Origin of the sequence: Nocardia asiatica NBRC 100129 (genome assembly GCF_000308415.1) — a bacterium.
Classification (GTDB): Bacteria; Actinomycetota; Actinomycetes; order Mycobacteriales; family Mycobacteriaceae; genus Nocardia; species Nocardia asiatica.
The window spans coordinates 43,038-58,161 of sequence record NZ_BAFS01000160.1 but is presented as its reverse complement, the minus strand read 5'-3'; the positions used below and the strand labels follow the sequence as shown (position 1 = coordinate 58,161).

Sequence of the window (15,124 nt, the reverse complement as noted above, 5' to 3'; positions counted from 1 at the left end):
TCCGAGCGTGGGCAGACCATCGAGGACAACCAGAAGGCGTTCACCGAACTCGGTTTCGCGCCGCACGTGGCGGGCCCGATCGGCGAGCGCGACCAGTCGACGACCGTACTGGGACAGCAGCTTTCGATGCCGGTGCTGATCTCGCCCACCGGTGTGCAGGCGGTGCATCCCGACGGTGAGGTCGCCGTCGCCAGGGCGGCCGCCGCGCGCGGCATCGCGATGGGCCTGAGCTCGTTCGCCAGCAAGCCGATCGAAGAGGTGATCGCGGCCAATCCGGCGACGTTCTTCCAGTTGTACTGGTGCGGCGGCAAGGACGAGATCCTGCAGCGGATGCAGCGCGCGAAAGAGGCGGGAGCGGTGGGGTTGATCCTGACGCTCGACTGGTCGTTCTCGCACGGGCGGGACTGGGGCAGCCCGGTCATTCCGGAGAAACTCGATCTGCGCACGATGCTGAAGTTCGCGCCGCAGACCTTGGCGCGTCCGCGCTGGCTGGCGACCTATGCCAGGTCGGGCAGCATTCCGGATCTGACCGCGCCGAACATGGCGATCGGTGGGGCCGCGGCCCCGGGCTTCTTCGGCGCTTACGGCGAATGGATGGGCACGCCCGCGCCGGATTGGTCCGACGTGCGGTGGATCTGCGCGCAGTGGGACGGGCCGGTGCTGCTCAAGGGTGTCATGCGGGTCGACGACGCGCTGCGGGCGGTGGACGCCGGCGTGGCGGCGATCTCGGTGTCCAACCACGGCGGCAACAACCTGGACGGCACCCCGGCCGCGATCCGGGCGCTGCCGGTGCTGGCGGACGCGGTGGGCGCGCAGGTCGAGGTGCTGCTCGACGGCGGTATCCGGCGGGGCAGCGACGTGGTGAAGGCCGTGGCGCTGGGCGCGCGGGCGGTGCTGATCGGGCGCGCCTACCTGTGGGGGCTGGCCGCGAACGGCCAGGCCGGTGTGGAGAACGTGCTGGACATCCTGCGCGGCGGCATCGATTCGGCGCTGCTGGGTCTGCGCAAGACGCGCGTCACCGACCTGGACCGCTCGGACGTGGTGGTGCCCGCCGGATTCGAGCGAGCGCTCGGGGTGCCCGAAGCGGCCGGTGCGCCGAGTGCCCCCGCCGCTCACGCGGCCACACCCGCCTGAGCGGTCAGCTCTCGGCCGCCGCGCGCCGGTGATGCGCGAGCAGAGTGTCGTAGATGTCGGCCAAAGCCGCCAGCTGTTGACGATCGAGGAGGTCGATCATGTGCCTGCGCACGCTCTGCACGTGCGCGGGCGCGGCGTCGGTCAGCACGTCGGCGCCGCGCGGGGTGAGCTTGGCGGCGGTGCGGCGGGCGTCGTCGGGGATCGGCTCGCGTACGACCAGTTCCCGCTTCTCCATCCGGGTGATCTGGTGGGAGAGCCTGCTCTGCGACCACTCCAGCTTGGCCGCGAGGTCGGCGAAGGTGAGCCGGTGGTCGGGCGCTTCGGCCAGGTAGGCCAGCACCGAGTATTCGACGTAGGTGAGGTTGGACTCCCTGGTGGAATCCCGCCCGACCGCCGCGGCGATGAGGTCGCGGGTGCGCACGAAACCCAACCAGGCGCGCATCTCGACGTCATCGAGCCAATGGGGATCGGTCACGATAGCGCTCCAAACTCTGACGTGTCCCAAGATCGTCCCGCGTCGCGACGTGCGGCGCGAACGGTCTGCGCGCAGCCGGGCGCGGACGCCCGGGCGCTTTCTCACCTGACGACAGGTAGCATCACCGGGGTTGAACGTGCAACCTTTCCTGGCCAACTGTCCGAGATAGGGTTGCCTAACCGCGAGGGCGCGGGCGGCGGTGGCTAGGCTCGCTGTGCTCGTGACCAGCCCGGCCGTTCGTGGCGTTCGGGCCCACCCAAAGGAGTGCGACTGGTGACCGCGCCGGACTTCCGCTATTCAGATCTGCTGCCGATCGGCGCCGACGACACCCCTTACCGGCTGCTCACCACCGAGGGCGTCAGCACTTTCGAGCACAACGGGCGCAGGTTCCTGCAGGTCGAGCCCGAGGCGCTGCGGCTGCTGACCGAAACGGCGATGCACGACATCAGTCACTTCCTGCGCCCGGCGCATCTGGGCCAGCTGCGCAAGATCATCGATGACCCGGAATCCAGTGGCAACGATCGTTTCGTCGCGCTCGATCTGCTCAAGAACGTCAACATCTCCGCGGGTGGCATCCTGCCGATGTGCCAGGACACCGGCACCGCGATCGTCATGGGCAAGAAGTCCGAGGGCGTGCTCACCGGAGCCGACGACGCGGAGTGGATCAGCCGGGGCGTGTTCGACGCCTACACCAAGCTGAACCTGCGCTACTCGCAACTGGCCCCCCTCACCATGTGGGAGGAGAAGAACACCGGTTCCAACCTGCCCGCGCAGGTCGAGCTGTACTCCACCGCAGGCGATCCGGCGAACCCGTCCTACAAGTTCCTGTTCATGGCCAAGGGCGGCGGTTCGGCGAACAAGTCGTTCCTCTACCAGGAGACCAAGGCCATCCTGAACCCCACGCGGATGCTGGAGTTCCTGGACGAGAAGATCCGCTCGCTCGGCACCGCGGCCTGCCCGCCGTACCACCTCGCGGTCGTCATCGGCGGCACCAGCGCCGAGTTCGCGTTGAAGACGGCGAAATACGCTTCCGCGCACTACCTGGACAATCTGCCCACCGAGGGATCGTTGTCCGCGCACGCCTTCCGCGACCTGGAACTGGAGGAGGAGGTCTTCGAGTTGACCCAGTCCTTCGGCATCGGCGCGCAGTTCGGCGGCAAGTACTTCTGCCACGACGTGCGCGTCGTCCGCCTGCCCCGGCACGGCGCCAGCTGCCCGGTCGCCATCGCGGTGTCCTGCTCGGCGGACCGGCAGGCGCTGGCCAAGATCACCGCCGAAGGCGTGTTCCTCGAGCAGCTCGAGCGCGAGCCCGCGCAGTACCTGCCCGAGCAGACCGACGCCATCCTCGGTGGCGACGTGGTGCGCGTCGACCTGAACCGGCCGATGGACGAGATCCGCGCCGAATTGTCCAGATACCCGGTGAAGACCAGGCTTTCGCTGACCGGTCCGCTGGTCGTCGCGCGCGACATCGCGCACGCCAAGATCAAGGAACGTCTCGACGCGGGCGAGCCGATGCCGGACTATCTGCGTGACATGGCCGTCTATTACGCGGGTCCGGCCAAGACGCCGGAGGGTTACGCGTCCGGTTCGTTCGGCCCGACCACCGCGGGCCGGATGGACTCCTACGTCGACCAGTTCCAGGCTGCGGGCGGTTCGTTCGTCATGCTCGCCAAAGGCAACCGGTCCGCCCAGGTCACCAAGGCGTGCAAGGAACACGGCGGCTTCTACCTCGGTTCGATCGGCGGCCCTGCCGCCCGGCTGGCGCTGGACTGCATCAAGTCGGTCGAGGTGCTCGAATACCCCGAACTGGGCATGGAAGCCGTGTGGAAGATCGAGGTCGAGGATTTCCCGGCGTTCATCGTCGTCGACGACAAGGGCAACGACTTCTTCGCCGAAACGCAGAAGCCGATCGCACTGCGTGTGCGCACCCGCTCCAAAGAGCGCGTCTGAGCCTCCTCCCCTGACCCGCATGCGGCAGGCTGCGGACATGCCGATGTCCTGCCGATCACCGGGGCTTCGGCGTGGCCGCAGCGGGCACGCTTAGCGGAGTACACCGTTGATTCCGGCACCGATGCAGGTCGAGGAGAGCTATGAGCACGTCCAGACCAGTACCGACGGCGTTGTGTATCACCGAGTCGGCCGCCCTCCGGTTGGCCGACCGCGCTGCCCGGGAGGGCACCAGCTGTACCGCACTGCTCGATCGGCTGATCCACGAGGGCGTCGACCAGCTCGACCACCCCGGGATCGTCTTCCGGGGCCCGCTCGACGATCGCCGCGCCGCGCTCGCGGCGGATCCGGGATCTGGGAAGTCGTTGCGCGCCTGCGTGAATTGGACGGCCCGGTGGAACGCCGGATCGCCGTGCTGGGCGCGAAGGCGGATCTGACCACGAGCAAGATCCGGCTGGCGCTCGCCTACGCCCGAGCGCACGGCGTCGAGATCCTGGGGCGGATCGCGCGCAATAGGCAAGCGGCGGAGTATTTTCGCCGAGACGGTGTGCGGGTGTCCGCCGCGCGAGTGGAATCGAGTGCGCTCGAGGCTCCGCCGTCCGCGTGATACGGCCGGTATGTCCGATGCGGCCGATCTTCACATAGCTGGGGAGGGAATGTGAAATTCCCTACACCTGTGGATAGCTTACTCGATTCGCGGGCGGCTGTCGGCACGAGCCGATAGCCGCCCGCAGTGCGTGTGCGGCAAGGTACTGCTCGGCGCGGCTGCGCCGCAGCACGATTCGGACAGAAGCGCACGGAGCATCGCCACGTGGTCGAGCGGCGCGACCAAACGGCCGAGCCGGACGTACCCGGCCCCGATGAATACCGCTTTGATCGCAAATCGCCCGAAAGCCTCGAAGACAACCGGCAGTTCGGAAGTAGTAGCCGCCGCACCGTCATTGTGATCCACAACACTGGAATAGATTGTGGACAGCTGGTTTTCCATGCGGCACGAAATGTTTGCTGCATCACGACATCTGAGGGCATATCGGGCATACCAGATCGGCATTATCCCAAGCTGTGGAGTTGTCTGTGGAATTCGCTGGATGTTGTCCACATGTGGTGTGCGCGGCATGTGGAGCGAGGATGCGGGTGTGCGGGAGCAGTCGGAACCGCCGACAGCGTCCTCCTCGCCGGGCGGGTGTCTCGGCACGGTTTCGATCGGGGCATATCAGGCATAGGTGATCGCAGGCGATAGCATCGGCGCATGGTGCTCGAGAATGCTGGGCGGAGTCGGATGGTGGCGGCGCTATCGTTGGCGGTCCTGCCCGCGCTGGTCGCGACCGGTGTGCTGGCGGGGGAGGCGCGGGCGGACGCCGTGGTCATCGATCAGCGGGAATCGGTGGGCTCCGCGACGGGGACCGAGGGGCTCGACCCCGCGCTGGCGTTGGCCTACACCCTGGCTGAACGCGAGGCGCGTGCGCAGGGGGTGCCGCTGTCCATCACGTCCGGGTACCGCACGCCCGCCGAGCAGCAGGCGCTGTGGGAGGACGGCGTGGCGACCTACGGTCCGGACGACGCGCGTCGCTGGGTGCTGCCGCCGGAGGAGTCCACCCACGTCTCCGGGCAGGCGATCGACGTCGGTCCGCAGCAGGGTGCGCGCTGGCTCGAGGCCAACGGCCACCGCTGGGGGCTGTGCCGGACGTTCGAAAACGAATGGTGGCATTTCGAATTGGCCACCGCGCCCGGCGTGGAGTGCCCGCCGATGCGGCCCGACGCGAGTGTGCGCTGACCGCACCGGCCGACCGGGTGCGCGCTAGACCATGGGGTCGGGAATCGCGGTGATCAGCCCTCCGTCGACGAGCAGGTCCTGTCCGTTGACATAGGACGCCTCCCCGGATGCGAGGAAGGCGACGGCGTCGGCCACGTTCTCGGCGGTGCCGACGCGCCCCGCCGCCACGGTGGCGCTGATCGCGGCCTGCGCTTCGGCTGAGACGTTCGCGCGGAACGACGGGGTCGCGATGTAACCCGGGCTCACCGAATTGACCCGGATGCGCCGTGGCGCCAACTCGGCGGCGAGGCTGCGCGCCAGGTTGTGCACCGCCGCTTTGGTCGCCGAGTAGAGGGCCGCGCCCGGCACGCCGCGATGCAGTGCCCAGGAGGCGTTCACGACGATCGCCCCGTGATCCGCCACGAGGGGCAGCGTCTTCTGGACGGTGAAGAACACCCCTTTGAAATTGGTGTCCACCACGCGGTCGAACTCGGCTTCGGTGACGGTCTCGGTCGGTTGGAACGCCGCGATGCCCGCGTTCGCGAAAACCACGTCCAGCCGTCCGTGCCGCTGCGCCACGGCCGCGACGAGCGCGTCGAGATCGCTCAGGTCGGCCGCGTCGCCGGCCACCGCGAGCACACGGTCGGCGTGGCCCAGTTCCTCGGCCGCGGCAGCCAGGCGGCTTCGGTCGCGCCCGGTGATGACGACGTGCGCGCCCTCGGTGAGCAACCGTCGCGCGGTGGCCAAGCCCATGCCGCTGGATCCGCCGGTGATCAGTGCGATCTTGCCGTCGAAGCGGTCGCTGCCAGCGCCCACGAAAACCTCCCGATGCGTTCTAATTGTACGAATACTGTCGTACAGTTCGACTATACGTCAACGGTCGCGCTAGCCTGGTTCGCGTGATCGCGGCACATCCGGAGCGAGCGCAGATCCAGTTGACGAATGTGCTCACCGCCTTGGGCAATCCGCTGCGCCTGCGGGTGGTGCGGATTCTGGCCGACGGCGGCGAGCACACCTGCGGCTCGGTGCTGCCGGAGGTGGCCAAATCGAATCTGACCCACCACTGGCGGGTGCTGCGCGACGCCGGAGTCATCTGGCAGCGGCCCTCCGGGCGGGAACTGCTGCTGTCGTTGCGCCGCGACGACCTCGACGCCCGCTTCCCCGGCTTGCTGGACACCTTGCTCGACGCCGCCCGCCGCGAGCCGGCGGACTGAGCCCTGCCGCCGTCTTCCCGTGCGTCGGCGGCTAGGTCACCGGCGTCAGTTCCAGCCCGCCTTCGATCGTGTTCGGTATCCGCCGGCGATCGGGGGAACCGAGTGCCGCGGTCAGATCGGTTCCCTCGTGTTCGGCGAGCAGGTCGCCGCTGTCCCAGACCAGCAGTGTCGCGCTGACCGTGTTCTCCGCCGCCGCGTGCGCCAGGTCGTAGTGCGCGCATGCCGGGACGTGCGGATAGGTGATCCACAGGTCGTAGCCGGTCATGAACAGGTCGAGGTCGAATTGCACGCTCAGCCCGAGCAATTCGCTGCGGCCGTTGTCGTCCACGCCCGCGAACGCCTCATCCAGGGCCAGCAGGCGCGGGGCCTGCGGGTCGGCCGAATCCAGCATGACGTGAGCCGCGGCGAACAGCGGCAGGTGCAGCGACACCGACTGCTCGCCACCCGAGAGCGCGCTGTGCCTGGCGACGGTGAGTTTGTCCTCGCTGCCGTCGGCGGAGATCAAGGTGAACGAGAACACCCGCCAGGTGCGGTAATCCAAGGTGGCCGCGAGAATCTCGGGGTAGGAGCGCTCCGGGTGCGCGGCGCGCGCGGCCCGGATCTCGGCGGCGAAGTGCGCCCGGATCGCGGCCAGATCCTCCGCGGTCAGCGCCGAGGCATCCCGGTCGAGCAGCTTGCACATCGCACGCGCCGCGTCCGACAGGCTGTCGGCGAGCACCCAGTGCACGCCGATGGTGTTGCCGGAGGACATGCGCCGTTGCTTCATCTCCGCGCCCATCCTGGCGATGAGATCGCGGGCGTCGCCGGTGCGTTCGTGGATCTGCTGGGCAAGGCCGGTCAGCAGGGCGTCTTCCAGGATGCGCCGTTCGGCGTCGGTGAGAAGCAGTTCCTGGTCGCGGCGCGCGGCGTCGATGCGGGTGGCGAAGTCGGCCAGCGCGGAGACGCCGTGCTCGTCGTGCACCTGGACGACGGTGAGGCCGTCGGCGGCGTCCCATTGCAGCCGGTAATCGCGGCCGGATCCGGAGAGCGCGGCGTCGAATTCCTGTAGCGCACCGGTCACCGCGGTGCGCGTGGACTTGCGCGTCGCCTCGCTCGCGCGCACCGCCGACGTGGCCGCGGCGAGGCTGTCGAACAGCGCGGCCACTTCGTCCGGCAGCACCCGCGGTGGCGCGTCGGGGCCCGCGGCCGAGATCCGGTACAGCAGTTGCTCGGGTGTCGACCAGGCGGCGTCGCTGGTGGGCCAGCGTCCTTCGGCGGGCGCGCCGAGCAGCGTGAGCAGATCCGGCTGTGCGTACGGGGCAAGCGCTCGAACCTCCGCCAGCACCTCGGTGAGCGCGGTGGCGAGGGACTCGTGCGCGGTGCGGTAGGCGGCCTCGGCGTCACCGACCGCTTCGATGGCCGCGTTGGCGGCCTTGCGCGCGGCTTTCTGCTCGGCCTTGGTCGCGTCGATCCGCTGCCGGGCCCGCGCCAATTCGCGATCGATGTCGGCCGCGCCCGCGCCGAGCGCCTCGCTCAGGGTTTCGAGCTTGCGCACCTGTTCCTCGTAGCCGGACCGCGCGGCCTCCGCCTCTTCCGCGAATGCCTCGGCCAGGTCGGCGGCTTCGGTCAAACGGTCCTCGGCTTCGCGTTCCCGCTCTCGCTCCCGATCGTGGTCGCCGCGCAGCCGCAGCAGTCCCGTGCCGGTGTTCTCGAAGTGCCGGATGGCGGCGGCGAGGGCGTCGATCTCGCGAGCGGTGCGGGGCATGCGGTGTGCCGTTGCGGCCGCCCGCAGCTTCTTCTCCGCGGCCGACATCTCCGCGACCGCCTGGTCCAGATCGCGCTCGGCCTGGGCCGCGGCCTCCGCACGCGACCGCAGCACTCCCGCGGCCTCGGACACGGCGCGCAAAGCGGTGGTCACCGCGGTCGGACGGGCGAGCGCTCTGGCCGCGGCAGAGATTCGCGCGAGTGCGGCGGTGGCGTCGGCCTCCTGCTGTTCGGCGGCGCGCCGTTGCTCGTCCGCCGCTGCCAGGGCGGCGGTGAGCTCGGCCGCGCGGACCTCGCGGCGCCTGGCCCGTGCGGTGGCACCGATGAACTCGGCCTCGGCCTTGCGGTGCCTGCCGACCTGCACGCCTTGCCGGAACGCACCGTCCGCCGCGACGGTCACCTCGCCGCTCGACGCCTTCGGGTCCTCGTGCAAGGCGATGGAGGCGAGCACATCGGCGACGACCTGCCGGGGCACGGCCATGGTGTCCGAATCGTCCTCCACGACAAGGACGTCGGCGAGGGTAGGGCCGGTCGGCCGGTCCGGTGCGGGCAGCGGCACCAGGAATTGATCGGATTCGTAGTCCGGCGGCAGTGCACCCGCCGGACAGATCCAGCCGTCGAGCAGATTCGCGGCGTGCAAGGCGGCCTCGATGCCCGCCGCGGTCTCGGGCGTCACGTCGTCCGCGAAGCGCACCAGTCGCCACAGCGCCGCGCCGGGCCGGTCGCCGGTCCGGCCGGAGCGGCCCGCGAATACCGGTGGCGCGTCGTCGCGCTGAGCCGTGACCCGTTCGCGCTCGGCGGTCAATTCTGTGCCGCGCGCGGCGGCCGCGGCCGCACGGGCGCGCGCCTCTTGGCGCTGGGTGCGGATCTGCTCGAGCAGGGGTTCGGCGCGCTCGGCCAGCACCTCGGCGACCGTCGGCGCATCCGAACCGGCCTCGGCCAGCGCCGCGTTCAACGCTTCGAACAAGCCGGCGCGCACGGGGGTGTAGACCTCGCGGTGCTCGTCCCACCACGCCCGCAACGCGGCGGCGGCCTCGGAGCGGGTGAGCGCTACCGCCGCCTCGGCGTGCGCGACCTCCGCGGCGGCCGCGTCGCGCAGCTCCCCGGCGCGCTCGGCCAGCCGCTCGGCCCTGGTTCGTTCGGCGGCGGCGGAGTCCACCGATCCCACCGCCGCGCGCACCGCGCGCACGTCGGCGTCGCGCTCCTCGGCGTGCCCGCGCACCGCCGCGGTGAGCTGATCGGCGCGCGCCGATTCCGGCAGCGGCGTCCACGCGATCCCGGCCTCCGCCGCGGCGTCGCGCAGGTCGTCCTCGCCGCGGGCGAGCGCCGCGGCGGCGGTGCGCACCGCGGTTCGGGCGCGCTCGGCCTCCTGGGTGCGCTGGTCCAGGGTCTGGCGCGCCTTGAGCGCCTTGTCGGCGTGCACGCCGGCCGAGGTCTCCAGGCGGCGCACCGCGTCGGCCAGATCGTCCAGCTGCTGTTTGCCCTCGTAGGCGCTGGAACGCTGGAGATTCTCCCGGTCGGCGAGCGCCTGCTCGTAGGCGCGGTCGGCGTCCTCGGCCCTGGCTTCGGCCACGGCCCGCTCGGTCTCTCTGCGCTCGCGCAGAGCGGTGGCGGCGAACAGCGCGGTGCCCGCGTGGGTCACCGCGTCCAGTCGCGCGCGCACCTGGTCGACGTCCGTCTTCGCCTGCACCGCCAGGTATTTGCGGTACACCTCCACGAACGCCCTGGTCGCGGTGTCGGCGTGGACCAGACCCTCCAGGGTGCGCCCGACCTCCTCCATATCGCTGAACGATCGCGCGGCGTCCAGGATCAGCTGGTCGTCGAGCGGCCGCAGGCCGTCGGTGAGCGCCTGCGACAGGCCGCGCGGGTCGAGGTTCTTGGCCAGCTGCGGACGGCGCAGCGTGAGGATGAGGTTGATCAGCTGGTCGTAGCGCTGCGCGCCGAGACCGAACATGCGCGCGTCGATGGCATTGCGGTAGTCCACCGGCCGGTCGACGATCGAATCGGTGCCGATCTGCTCGGCGAGCTGTTTGCGGGTGAACGGCCGGTCGTCCGGGCCGATGAGGGAGAAGTCGACACCGACCCGGCCGTCGGCGACGAAGTACCAGCGGGTCACCTTGTCCGAGGACCGGGTAGCGCGCATGCCGATCCCGACGGTGACCGCTTCGGGATCGTCCCAGCGACCGCGAGCGAACTCCATCCACACATAGGAATAGGCCGAGTCCTGCTTGCGATAGAGCAGGTTCGACTTCATCGTGCGTTCCTCACCGGCGAACGGGTTGAGCCTGCGCGGCTCGATCCGTCCGTCCAGCACGAAGGGGAACAGCACCTCGAGCGCTTTGGTCTTGCCCGACCCGTTGGGCCCGCGCAGGACCAATCTGCCATCGGCGAAGCAGAACTCCTGGTCACGGTAGTCCCACAGGTTGACGATCCCGGCGCGGGTCGGGGTGAACCGCACTCCGCCGTGAATGAGCGACATCCCTCAGTTCCCTTCCGTCCCGGCGCCATAGGTGTCGGCCGCGGTGACGAACAATTCCGCGGCTCGCTTGGTGCGTACCGTGACGACCGCGCCACGGTAGCGGGCCAGCGCGGGCAGCACGAGCACTCCGTCGTCCACCACACGCACCAGCCGTAGCCGCTCCAGCAACGCCACCACCTCGGCGGTCAGGCGCGGAACGTCGGCCTGCCACTGCGCGGCGAACGTGGCGCCGTAGCGATCCGCCAGTGCCTGCACCGTTTCACCCAGCCAGGTCCGGTCGATCAGCGGATAGCCGGCGGTAGCCGGTTGCTGTGCGTCCTCCGGCGGATCGTCGGCGGACGGATCCAGCGCACGCGGCTCCGCCAGCGGTGCGAAGACCGTGGATTCGGGAATGGCCCGGTCGAGCTGATCGGCGAGAACCTCGCCCGGGTCCGGTGCGGCGGGGCGCCGGGGCAGCGGGTGGTCGATATCCAGGACACGGTCGGCGATCTCGCCCGCCAGCAGCAAGGCGACCTGCGCGAGGGTGCCGGTCCCGGGGAAACGGACGTCCGACAGCCGCCCGGAGGTATCGATCAGCGCCACCCCCTCGGCGCGGCGCTCGGCGCGCAGCCCCGTGAACAGCTCGACATCCGCGACGACCCGGTCCTGACCGAGCGCGGGGCGTTCTTCGGGCGCGAGATCCTCGGCGTACACCACCGGCTGTTCGACCAGTGCCCTGCGCACGCGGCGAGCGATCTCGGCGGTGGTCGGCGCGTGCGCCGGGGCGGCCGCGGGCTCTTCGGCGAGCAGCGCGCGCACCGTGTGCAGGTGTTGCAGCGCCCGCGGCGGGCGGAACAGCGCGAAGACCACCGGCCGGTCGATGTCGTAGAGCGCCTCACCGGCCTCCGGATCGCTGGCCCAGCCGCCCGCGTCGCCGTCGGCCAGGGTGAGCGCGCCGCGCACGGTCAGCCAGCCCACCGCGTCGACGAACGCGTCGCGGTCGGCGGCCCGGTCGGTGGCGAGGTCGAGGCCGTCCACCCGGCCCGCGTAGGCGGCGACCTGATCGGCCAGCTCCGACAGCGTGATCTGGTCCCCGGCCCGTCCCAGCGCGGCGAGCGCCAGGGCGAGATAGGCGTAGCGGCGGCGGTCGAAGACGCGCTCCGCGGGCGTGCGCGCGGGCCTGCCCGCGTCGAGGCGGTCGGGCACCGGGAACACCCGCGCGGTGGTCTCGGTGACTTCGAGCCGGTAGCCGAACAATTCGGCGAGATCCTCGCGCAGCTCGGTGGCCCAGCGGCGGATCAGCGGCAACGCGATGCGGTCCGGATAGGTGCGGGTCACCAGATGATTGGCCAGGACGACGCGTGCGGCGCGCTGGTAGTTGTCCAGCGCGAGCGTGTCGATCGTGCGTGCGTGCATCAGCCGCGCTCCCCGCGCGGGTGCGCCCGCGCCCTGCTCGTCGTCTCGATCTTCAGCGACCGGTTGTTCAGGCGCAGCAACCCCCGGGTGGTGCGCACGACGGTCGGGCCTTGGTGCTCGGACACCGTCAGGGTGACGCCGCTGTCGGTGCCGGTGGTGCCCGGCACCCGGCCGCGCACCGGAACCCACGCGGTGGACGCGGCGTCCAGCAACCGCAGCAGCACTTCGGTCTCCCGGTCGTCCAGGACCCGTTCGTGCACGTCGCCGGAGGCCAGCGACCGGGCGGCCTCCGCGCGCGCCCGCTGCGCGTCCAACTGCGCCTCCCGCAGCCGGCGGATGCCCGCGTCGTTGCGGTGGATGCGCGCGGGCGCTCCCGCCGACGGCGGGCGGCCGGTCTCGGCGAGCGTGCGGGAGATCTCCAACGGCGGTGCGTCCCACCAAGATCGAATCGCCGGGATCACGTCCGCGTCGGGGTGCTCCATCGCCAGGTGCCGCGGCTTGCCCAGCCCGAACACGACGTCGAACAGCGCGTGGGCGCTGTCCACCGTCGGCGCAGCGGTGAACCAGCCGGCCAGATGGCGCAGCGCCGATTCGCGGCTGACCCCGCCGCGCCGCGTCTCGGTGACTCGCCGCAGCAGCGAGAGCACCGCGGCGATCGCGCTCATGGTGGCCTCGCGCAGCCGCTCGGCTTCCGTCGTCGCCGCCGACTCCGTGCTGCCTGCCCCGACGAACCAGCTCCGCAGCCCGTCCCACCTGGCCTGCCAATCCGACCGGCGCTCCGCGAGACTCAGCAGCACACGTTCGTCACTGCGGGCGGCACGCGCGATGAGGTCCTCGGCTCCGGTCTCCTCGATCTCGGCGATCGCGGCCGCCAGCCGTGGCGTGAACCGGGCCAGGTCGAGGCTGAATTCCCGCATGTGCGCCAGCAGCGCGTCCTTGTGCGCGAGAAACGATTCGGGAGTGATCTCGGTGGTCCGGACCAGGTCGCCGAGTCCCAGGTAGAAGTGCGCCGCACGGGCGGCAAGATCCGAGAGCGCGGTGTCGAGGCGGCGCAAGGTGCGGTAGACGCGTTCGGCGTCGCCCGCTCGGTTGGCCTCGGCCAGCGTGTGCAGATCGGCCAGCAGCTCCGGCAGTACCAGGCGCGACAGCGAGGCATCGTCCAGACGGGCGCTCAGCACACCGGCGACCGCCCGGTATGCCTGAAATCCGGCCTGGGAGAACTGGTACACGTAGTGCCGGTTGCGATATTCGGCCAGTGTGGCGGCGCGGGTTCCGTCATAACTGCGCTCCAGCACGCCCCACTGATGGAGCTGGTCGAGCAGCGGACCGATCTCGGCCGCGGTGAGGCGTGGCGCCGCGGTCCCGGCGGCGGTGTCCGCGAAGCGGTCCGCGACGTCGTCCGCGTGCAGCAACACCACGTACGCCGCCCGCGCGCTGTCGAACGCGCGCAGCACCCAGAGGTAGTCGGCGCGCCGCTCGGCGGTGGCGAAGGAGAACAGCCGCAGCCGGTCGTCCCAGCGGGTATCGGCACAGCCGGCATCGGAGTCGGTCACCGGGAACAGGGTAGTAGCGGGTCGATCGCCGCTTGCACGACGTTCCGGTGTTCGGCGTGGCTGCGTCCGGTTCGTCACCGTTCGCCGCGGCTGCGGCGCGGATCGGCTCACTCGACGGACAACGAACGCAATTGCTCCAGGTACGCGCGGGTGCGCGGGTCGCCGGGGTAGAGCTCGATGATCTCCCGGGCGACTTCGCCCGCGATCCACATCAGCGACGGCAGCGAGCGCCTGCCGCCCGCGAACGCGCGCATGCCCTCGGCCACCGCCAGTTCCAGGTCGCGGTCGCGCACCGCCACCACGGCCAGCGTCAGGTGCGCCTCGGAGACGCGCATCGGGTTGCGCAGCGTGCCGTCCGGACGCGTCGCGTTGCGGATCACCTGGCGGGCGTAGGTCTCGGCGAGCCGATCCTCGCCCGCCACCCGGCAGCAGTCCATCGCGTAGAAGTCGAACTTGTTCGCGTCGATGACGAAATGGTTGTCCAAATTCGCCGGATGTTCGAGTCGCTCCAAGATAGCTCGACCGTCGTCGAGCGCGGCCTCCACCTCCCGCGGGTTGCCCAGCCTGGCCCACGCTTTGGCGCGCTGGGCGGCGAGCTGGACGCCGACGCGCAGGTTCTGGCTCATTTCCAGCGTCGGCTGCACGGCCTCGATGACGCCGCGGTAGTTGCCCTGGGTGAGCGCGAACCACGCGGTCATTTCCGCTGCCCACGCGGCGATCTCGGTGTTCTCCGCCTCCTGCCCGAGGGACTGGGCGGCGCGGCGGGTCGCCTCCGCGGCGGTGCGCCTGCCGAGGTCGTAGTCCACGCAGCCGACCAGTAGCGCGACCCATCCGGCGAGAACCAGGATTTCGCGGTGCTGCGCCAGGGTCAGGCGACCGTCCAGCAACGAGGTGATCCTGCGCAGCCACGCGGTGCCCTCGACGTGCAGGTCGTGCGGGTCGGCGTAGGAGTATTCGCAGCACAGGCGTTCCGCGGTGATCCGGATCGCCTCCAGCGTCACCGAGGACACATCGGACATGCGCAGTCTGCCGATGAACTCGAGCGTGTCCATGCCCGTCGCCGAGAGCAATTCGTCGTCCCGGTTCGGTCGAACCTTGGGAAAGAAGGCCGCGGTCACCGTGTCGAAGGTGGCGGCGATGATGGGCGCGTAGAAGTCGTCGGGGCGTGATTCGCCCGATTCCCAACGGCGCCAGTTGCGTAGGAGGGTACTGTCGGTCGGCAGGTTGTGCGAAGACTTTCCACGCATCACGCGAACAGCGTCGGCTTGCGACCACCCCCTCGCGTCACGCTCGGAGCGCATTCGGACAGCCCAGACGGGTCGATCGTCGGTAGCGGCCACGTCTGTAGTATCGCACCAGTTAACCTTCGGTGGCCCCAAGAGGGCAGACAGATGTCCGTGTGTTGACAGCTACATTCACCGCGCCGCGTTG

At 70.3% G+C, this 15,124-nt stretch carries 13 protein-coding genes; 6 read left to right on the top strand and 7 right to left on the bottom strand.

Translation table 11 applies throughout. The features are described from left to right. A partial coding sequence (gene mftD / locus ON27_RS15160) for a pre-mycofactocin synthase MftD (protein ID WP_043726513.1) occupies positions 1 to 1,134 on the top strand: 1,134 nt, incomplete at its 5' end. A 4-nt stretch (positions 1,135 to 1,138) separates the two neighbouring features. On the opposite strand, the gene ON27_RS15155 is transcribed toward mftD, so the two are convergent. After that, a complete protein-coding gene (locus ON27_RS15155; protein ID WP_043726510.1) occupies positions 1,139 to 1,609 on the bottom strand; it encodes a MarR family winged helix-turn-helix transcriptional regulator in 471 nt (156 codons plus the stop codon). 273 nt (positions 1,610 to 1,882) lie between these two features. On the opposite strand from ON27_RS15155, the gene ON27_RS15150 reads away from it, so the two are divergent. From ON27_RS15150 to ON27_RS44330, 3 genes are all read left to right on the top strand, one after another. Then, positions 1,883 to 3,559, top strand: a complete 1,677-nt coding sequence (locus ON27_RS15150) for a fumarate hydratase (RefSeq protein ID WP_051046621.1) — start codon at positions 1,883 to 1,885, stop codon at positions 3,557 to 3,559. Between the two features lie 140 nt (positions 3,560 to 3,699). Beyond that, entirely contained in the window at positions 3,700 to 3,993 is a 294-nt protein-coding gene (locus ON27_RS15145) for a hypothetical protein (RefSeq protein ID WP_218002997.1), read from the top strand. Further along, the gene (locus tag ON27_RS44330) at positions 3,951 to 4,163 is read left to right on the top strand and encodes a hypothetical protein (protein ID WP_218002996.1); all 213 of its coding nucleotides are present in this window, start codon (positions 3,951 to 3,953) and stop codon (positions 4,161 to 4,163) included. Before ON27_RS15145 ends, ON27_RS44330 begins: the two co-directional genes overlap by 43 nt. Before the next feature lie 78 nt (positions 4,164 to 4,241). Here ON27_RS44330 and ON27_RS15140 read toward each other — a convergent pair whose 3' ends face one another. After that, positions 4,242 to 4,544 (bottom strand): hypothetical protein, encoded by a 303-nt coding sequence (locus ON27_RS15140; RefSeq protein ID WP_043726505.1) that lies wholly within the window; start codon positions 4,542 to 4,544, stop codon positions 4,242 to 4,244. A 291-nt stretch (positions 4,545 to 4,835) separates the two neighbouring features. Between ON27_RS15140 and ON27_RS15135 the strand changes: the two genes are divergently transcribed. After that, positions 4,836 to 5,330, top strand: a complete 495-nt coding sequence (locus ON27_RS15135) for a M15 family metallopeptidase (RefSeq protein WP_043726503.1) — start codon at positions 4,836 to 4,838, stop codon at positions 5,328 to 5,330. A 24-nt stretch (positions 5,331 to 5,354) separates the two neighbouring features. Here ON27_RS15135 and ON27_RS15130 read toward each other — a convergent pair whose 3' ends face one another. Beyond that, positions 5,355 to 6,125 carry an SDR family NAD(P)-dependent oxidoreductase gene (locus ON27_RS15130; RefSeq protein WP_043726500.1) on the bottom strand — a complete coding sequence of 257 codons (771 nt, stop codon included), beginning with the start codon at positions 6,123 to 6,125 and terminating at the stop codon, positions 5,355 to 5,357. An 83-nt stretch (positions 6,126 to 6,208) separates the two neighbouring features. Between ON27_RS15130 and ON27_RS15125 the strand changes: the two genes are divergently transcribed. Then, complete coding sequence (locus ON27_RS15125; protein WP_043726498.1) at positions 6,209 to 6,523, top strand: ArsR/SmtB family transcription factor; 315 nt, start codon at positions 6,209 to 6,211, stop codon at positions 6,521 to 6,523. A gap of 31 nt (positions 6,524 to 6,554) precedes the next feature. Here the strand turns inward: ON27_RS15125 and ON27_RS15120 are convergent, their stop codons facing one another. From ON27_RS15120 to ON27_RS15105, 4 genes are all read right to left on the bottom strand, one after another. After that, on the bottom strand, positions 6,555 to 10,745 hold the full coding sequence (locus ON27_RS15120) for a TIGR02680 family protein (protein ID WP_043726495.1): 4,191 nt from the start codon (positions 10,743 to 10,745) through the stop codon (positions 6,555 to 6,557). Positions 10,746 to 10,748: 3 nt separating this feature from the next. Next, entirely contained in the window at positions 10,749 to 12,140 is a 1,392-nt protein-coding gene (locus ON27_RS15115) for a TIGR02678 family protein (RefSeq protein WP_043726492.1), read from the bottom strand. Beyond that, positions 12,140 to 13,645 carry a TIGR02677 family protein gene (locus ON27_RS15110; protein ID WP_051046616.1) on the bottom strand — a complete coding sequence of 502 codons (1,506 nt, stop codon included), beginning with the start codon at positions 13,643 to 13,645 and terminating at the stop codon, positions 12,140 to 12,142. Before ON27_RS15110 ends, ON27_RS15115 begins: the two co-directional genes overlap by 1 nt. A 155-nt stretch (positions 13,646 to 13,800) precedes the next feature. Continuing rightward, on the bottom strand, positions 13,801 to 14,940 hold the full coding sequence (locus tag ON27_RS15105; RefSeq protein ID WP_043726544.1) for a hypothetical protein: 1,140 nt from the start codon (positions 14,938 to 14,940) through the stop codon (positions 13,801 to 13,803). Positions 14,941 to 15,124: the final 184 nt, after the last annotated feature.

Coding starts and splice junctions, on each gene's coding strand:
- ON27_RS15145 (WP_218002997.1), top strand. CDS start 3,700: ATGAGCACGTCCAGACCAGTACCGACGGCGTTGTGTATCACCGAGTCG.
- ON27_RS15140 (WP_043726505.1), bottom strand. CDS start 4,544: ATGGAAAACCAGCTGTCCACAATCTATTCCAGTGTTGTGGATCACAAT.
- ON27_RS15135 (WP_043726503.1), top strand. CDS start 4,836: ATGGTGGCGGCGCTATCGTTGGCGGTCCTGCCCGCGCTGGTCGCGACC.
- ON27_RS15120 (WP_043726495.1), bottom strand. CDS start 10,745: ATGTCGCTCATTCACGGCGGAGTGCGGTTCACCCCGACCCGCGCCGGG.
- ON27_RS15115 (WP_043726492.1), bottom strand. CDS start 12,140: ATGCACGCACGCACGATCGACACGCTCGCGCTGGACAACTACCAGCGC.
- ON27_RS15105 (WP_043726544.1), bottom strand. CDS start 14,940: ATGCGTGGAAAGTCTTCGCACAACCTGCCGACCGACAGTACCCTCCTA.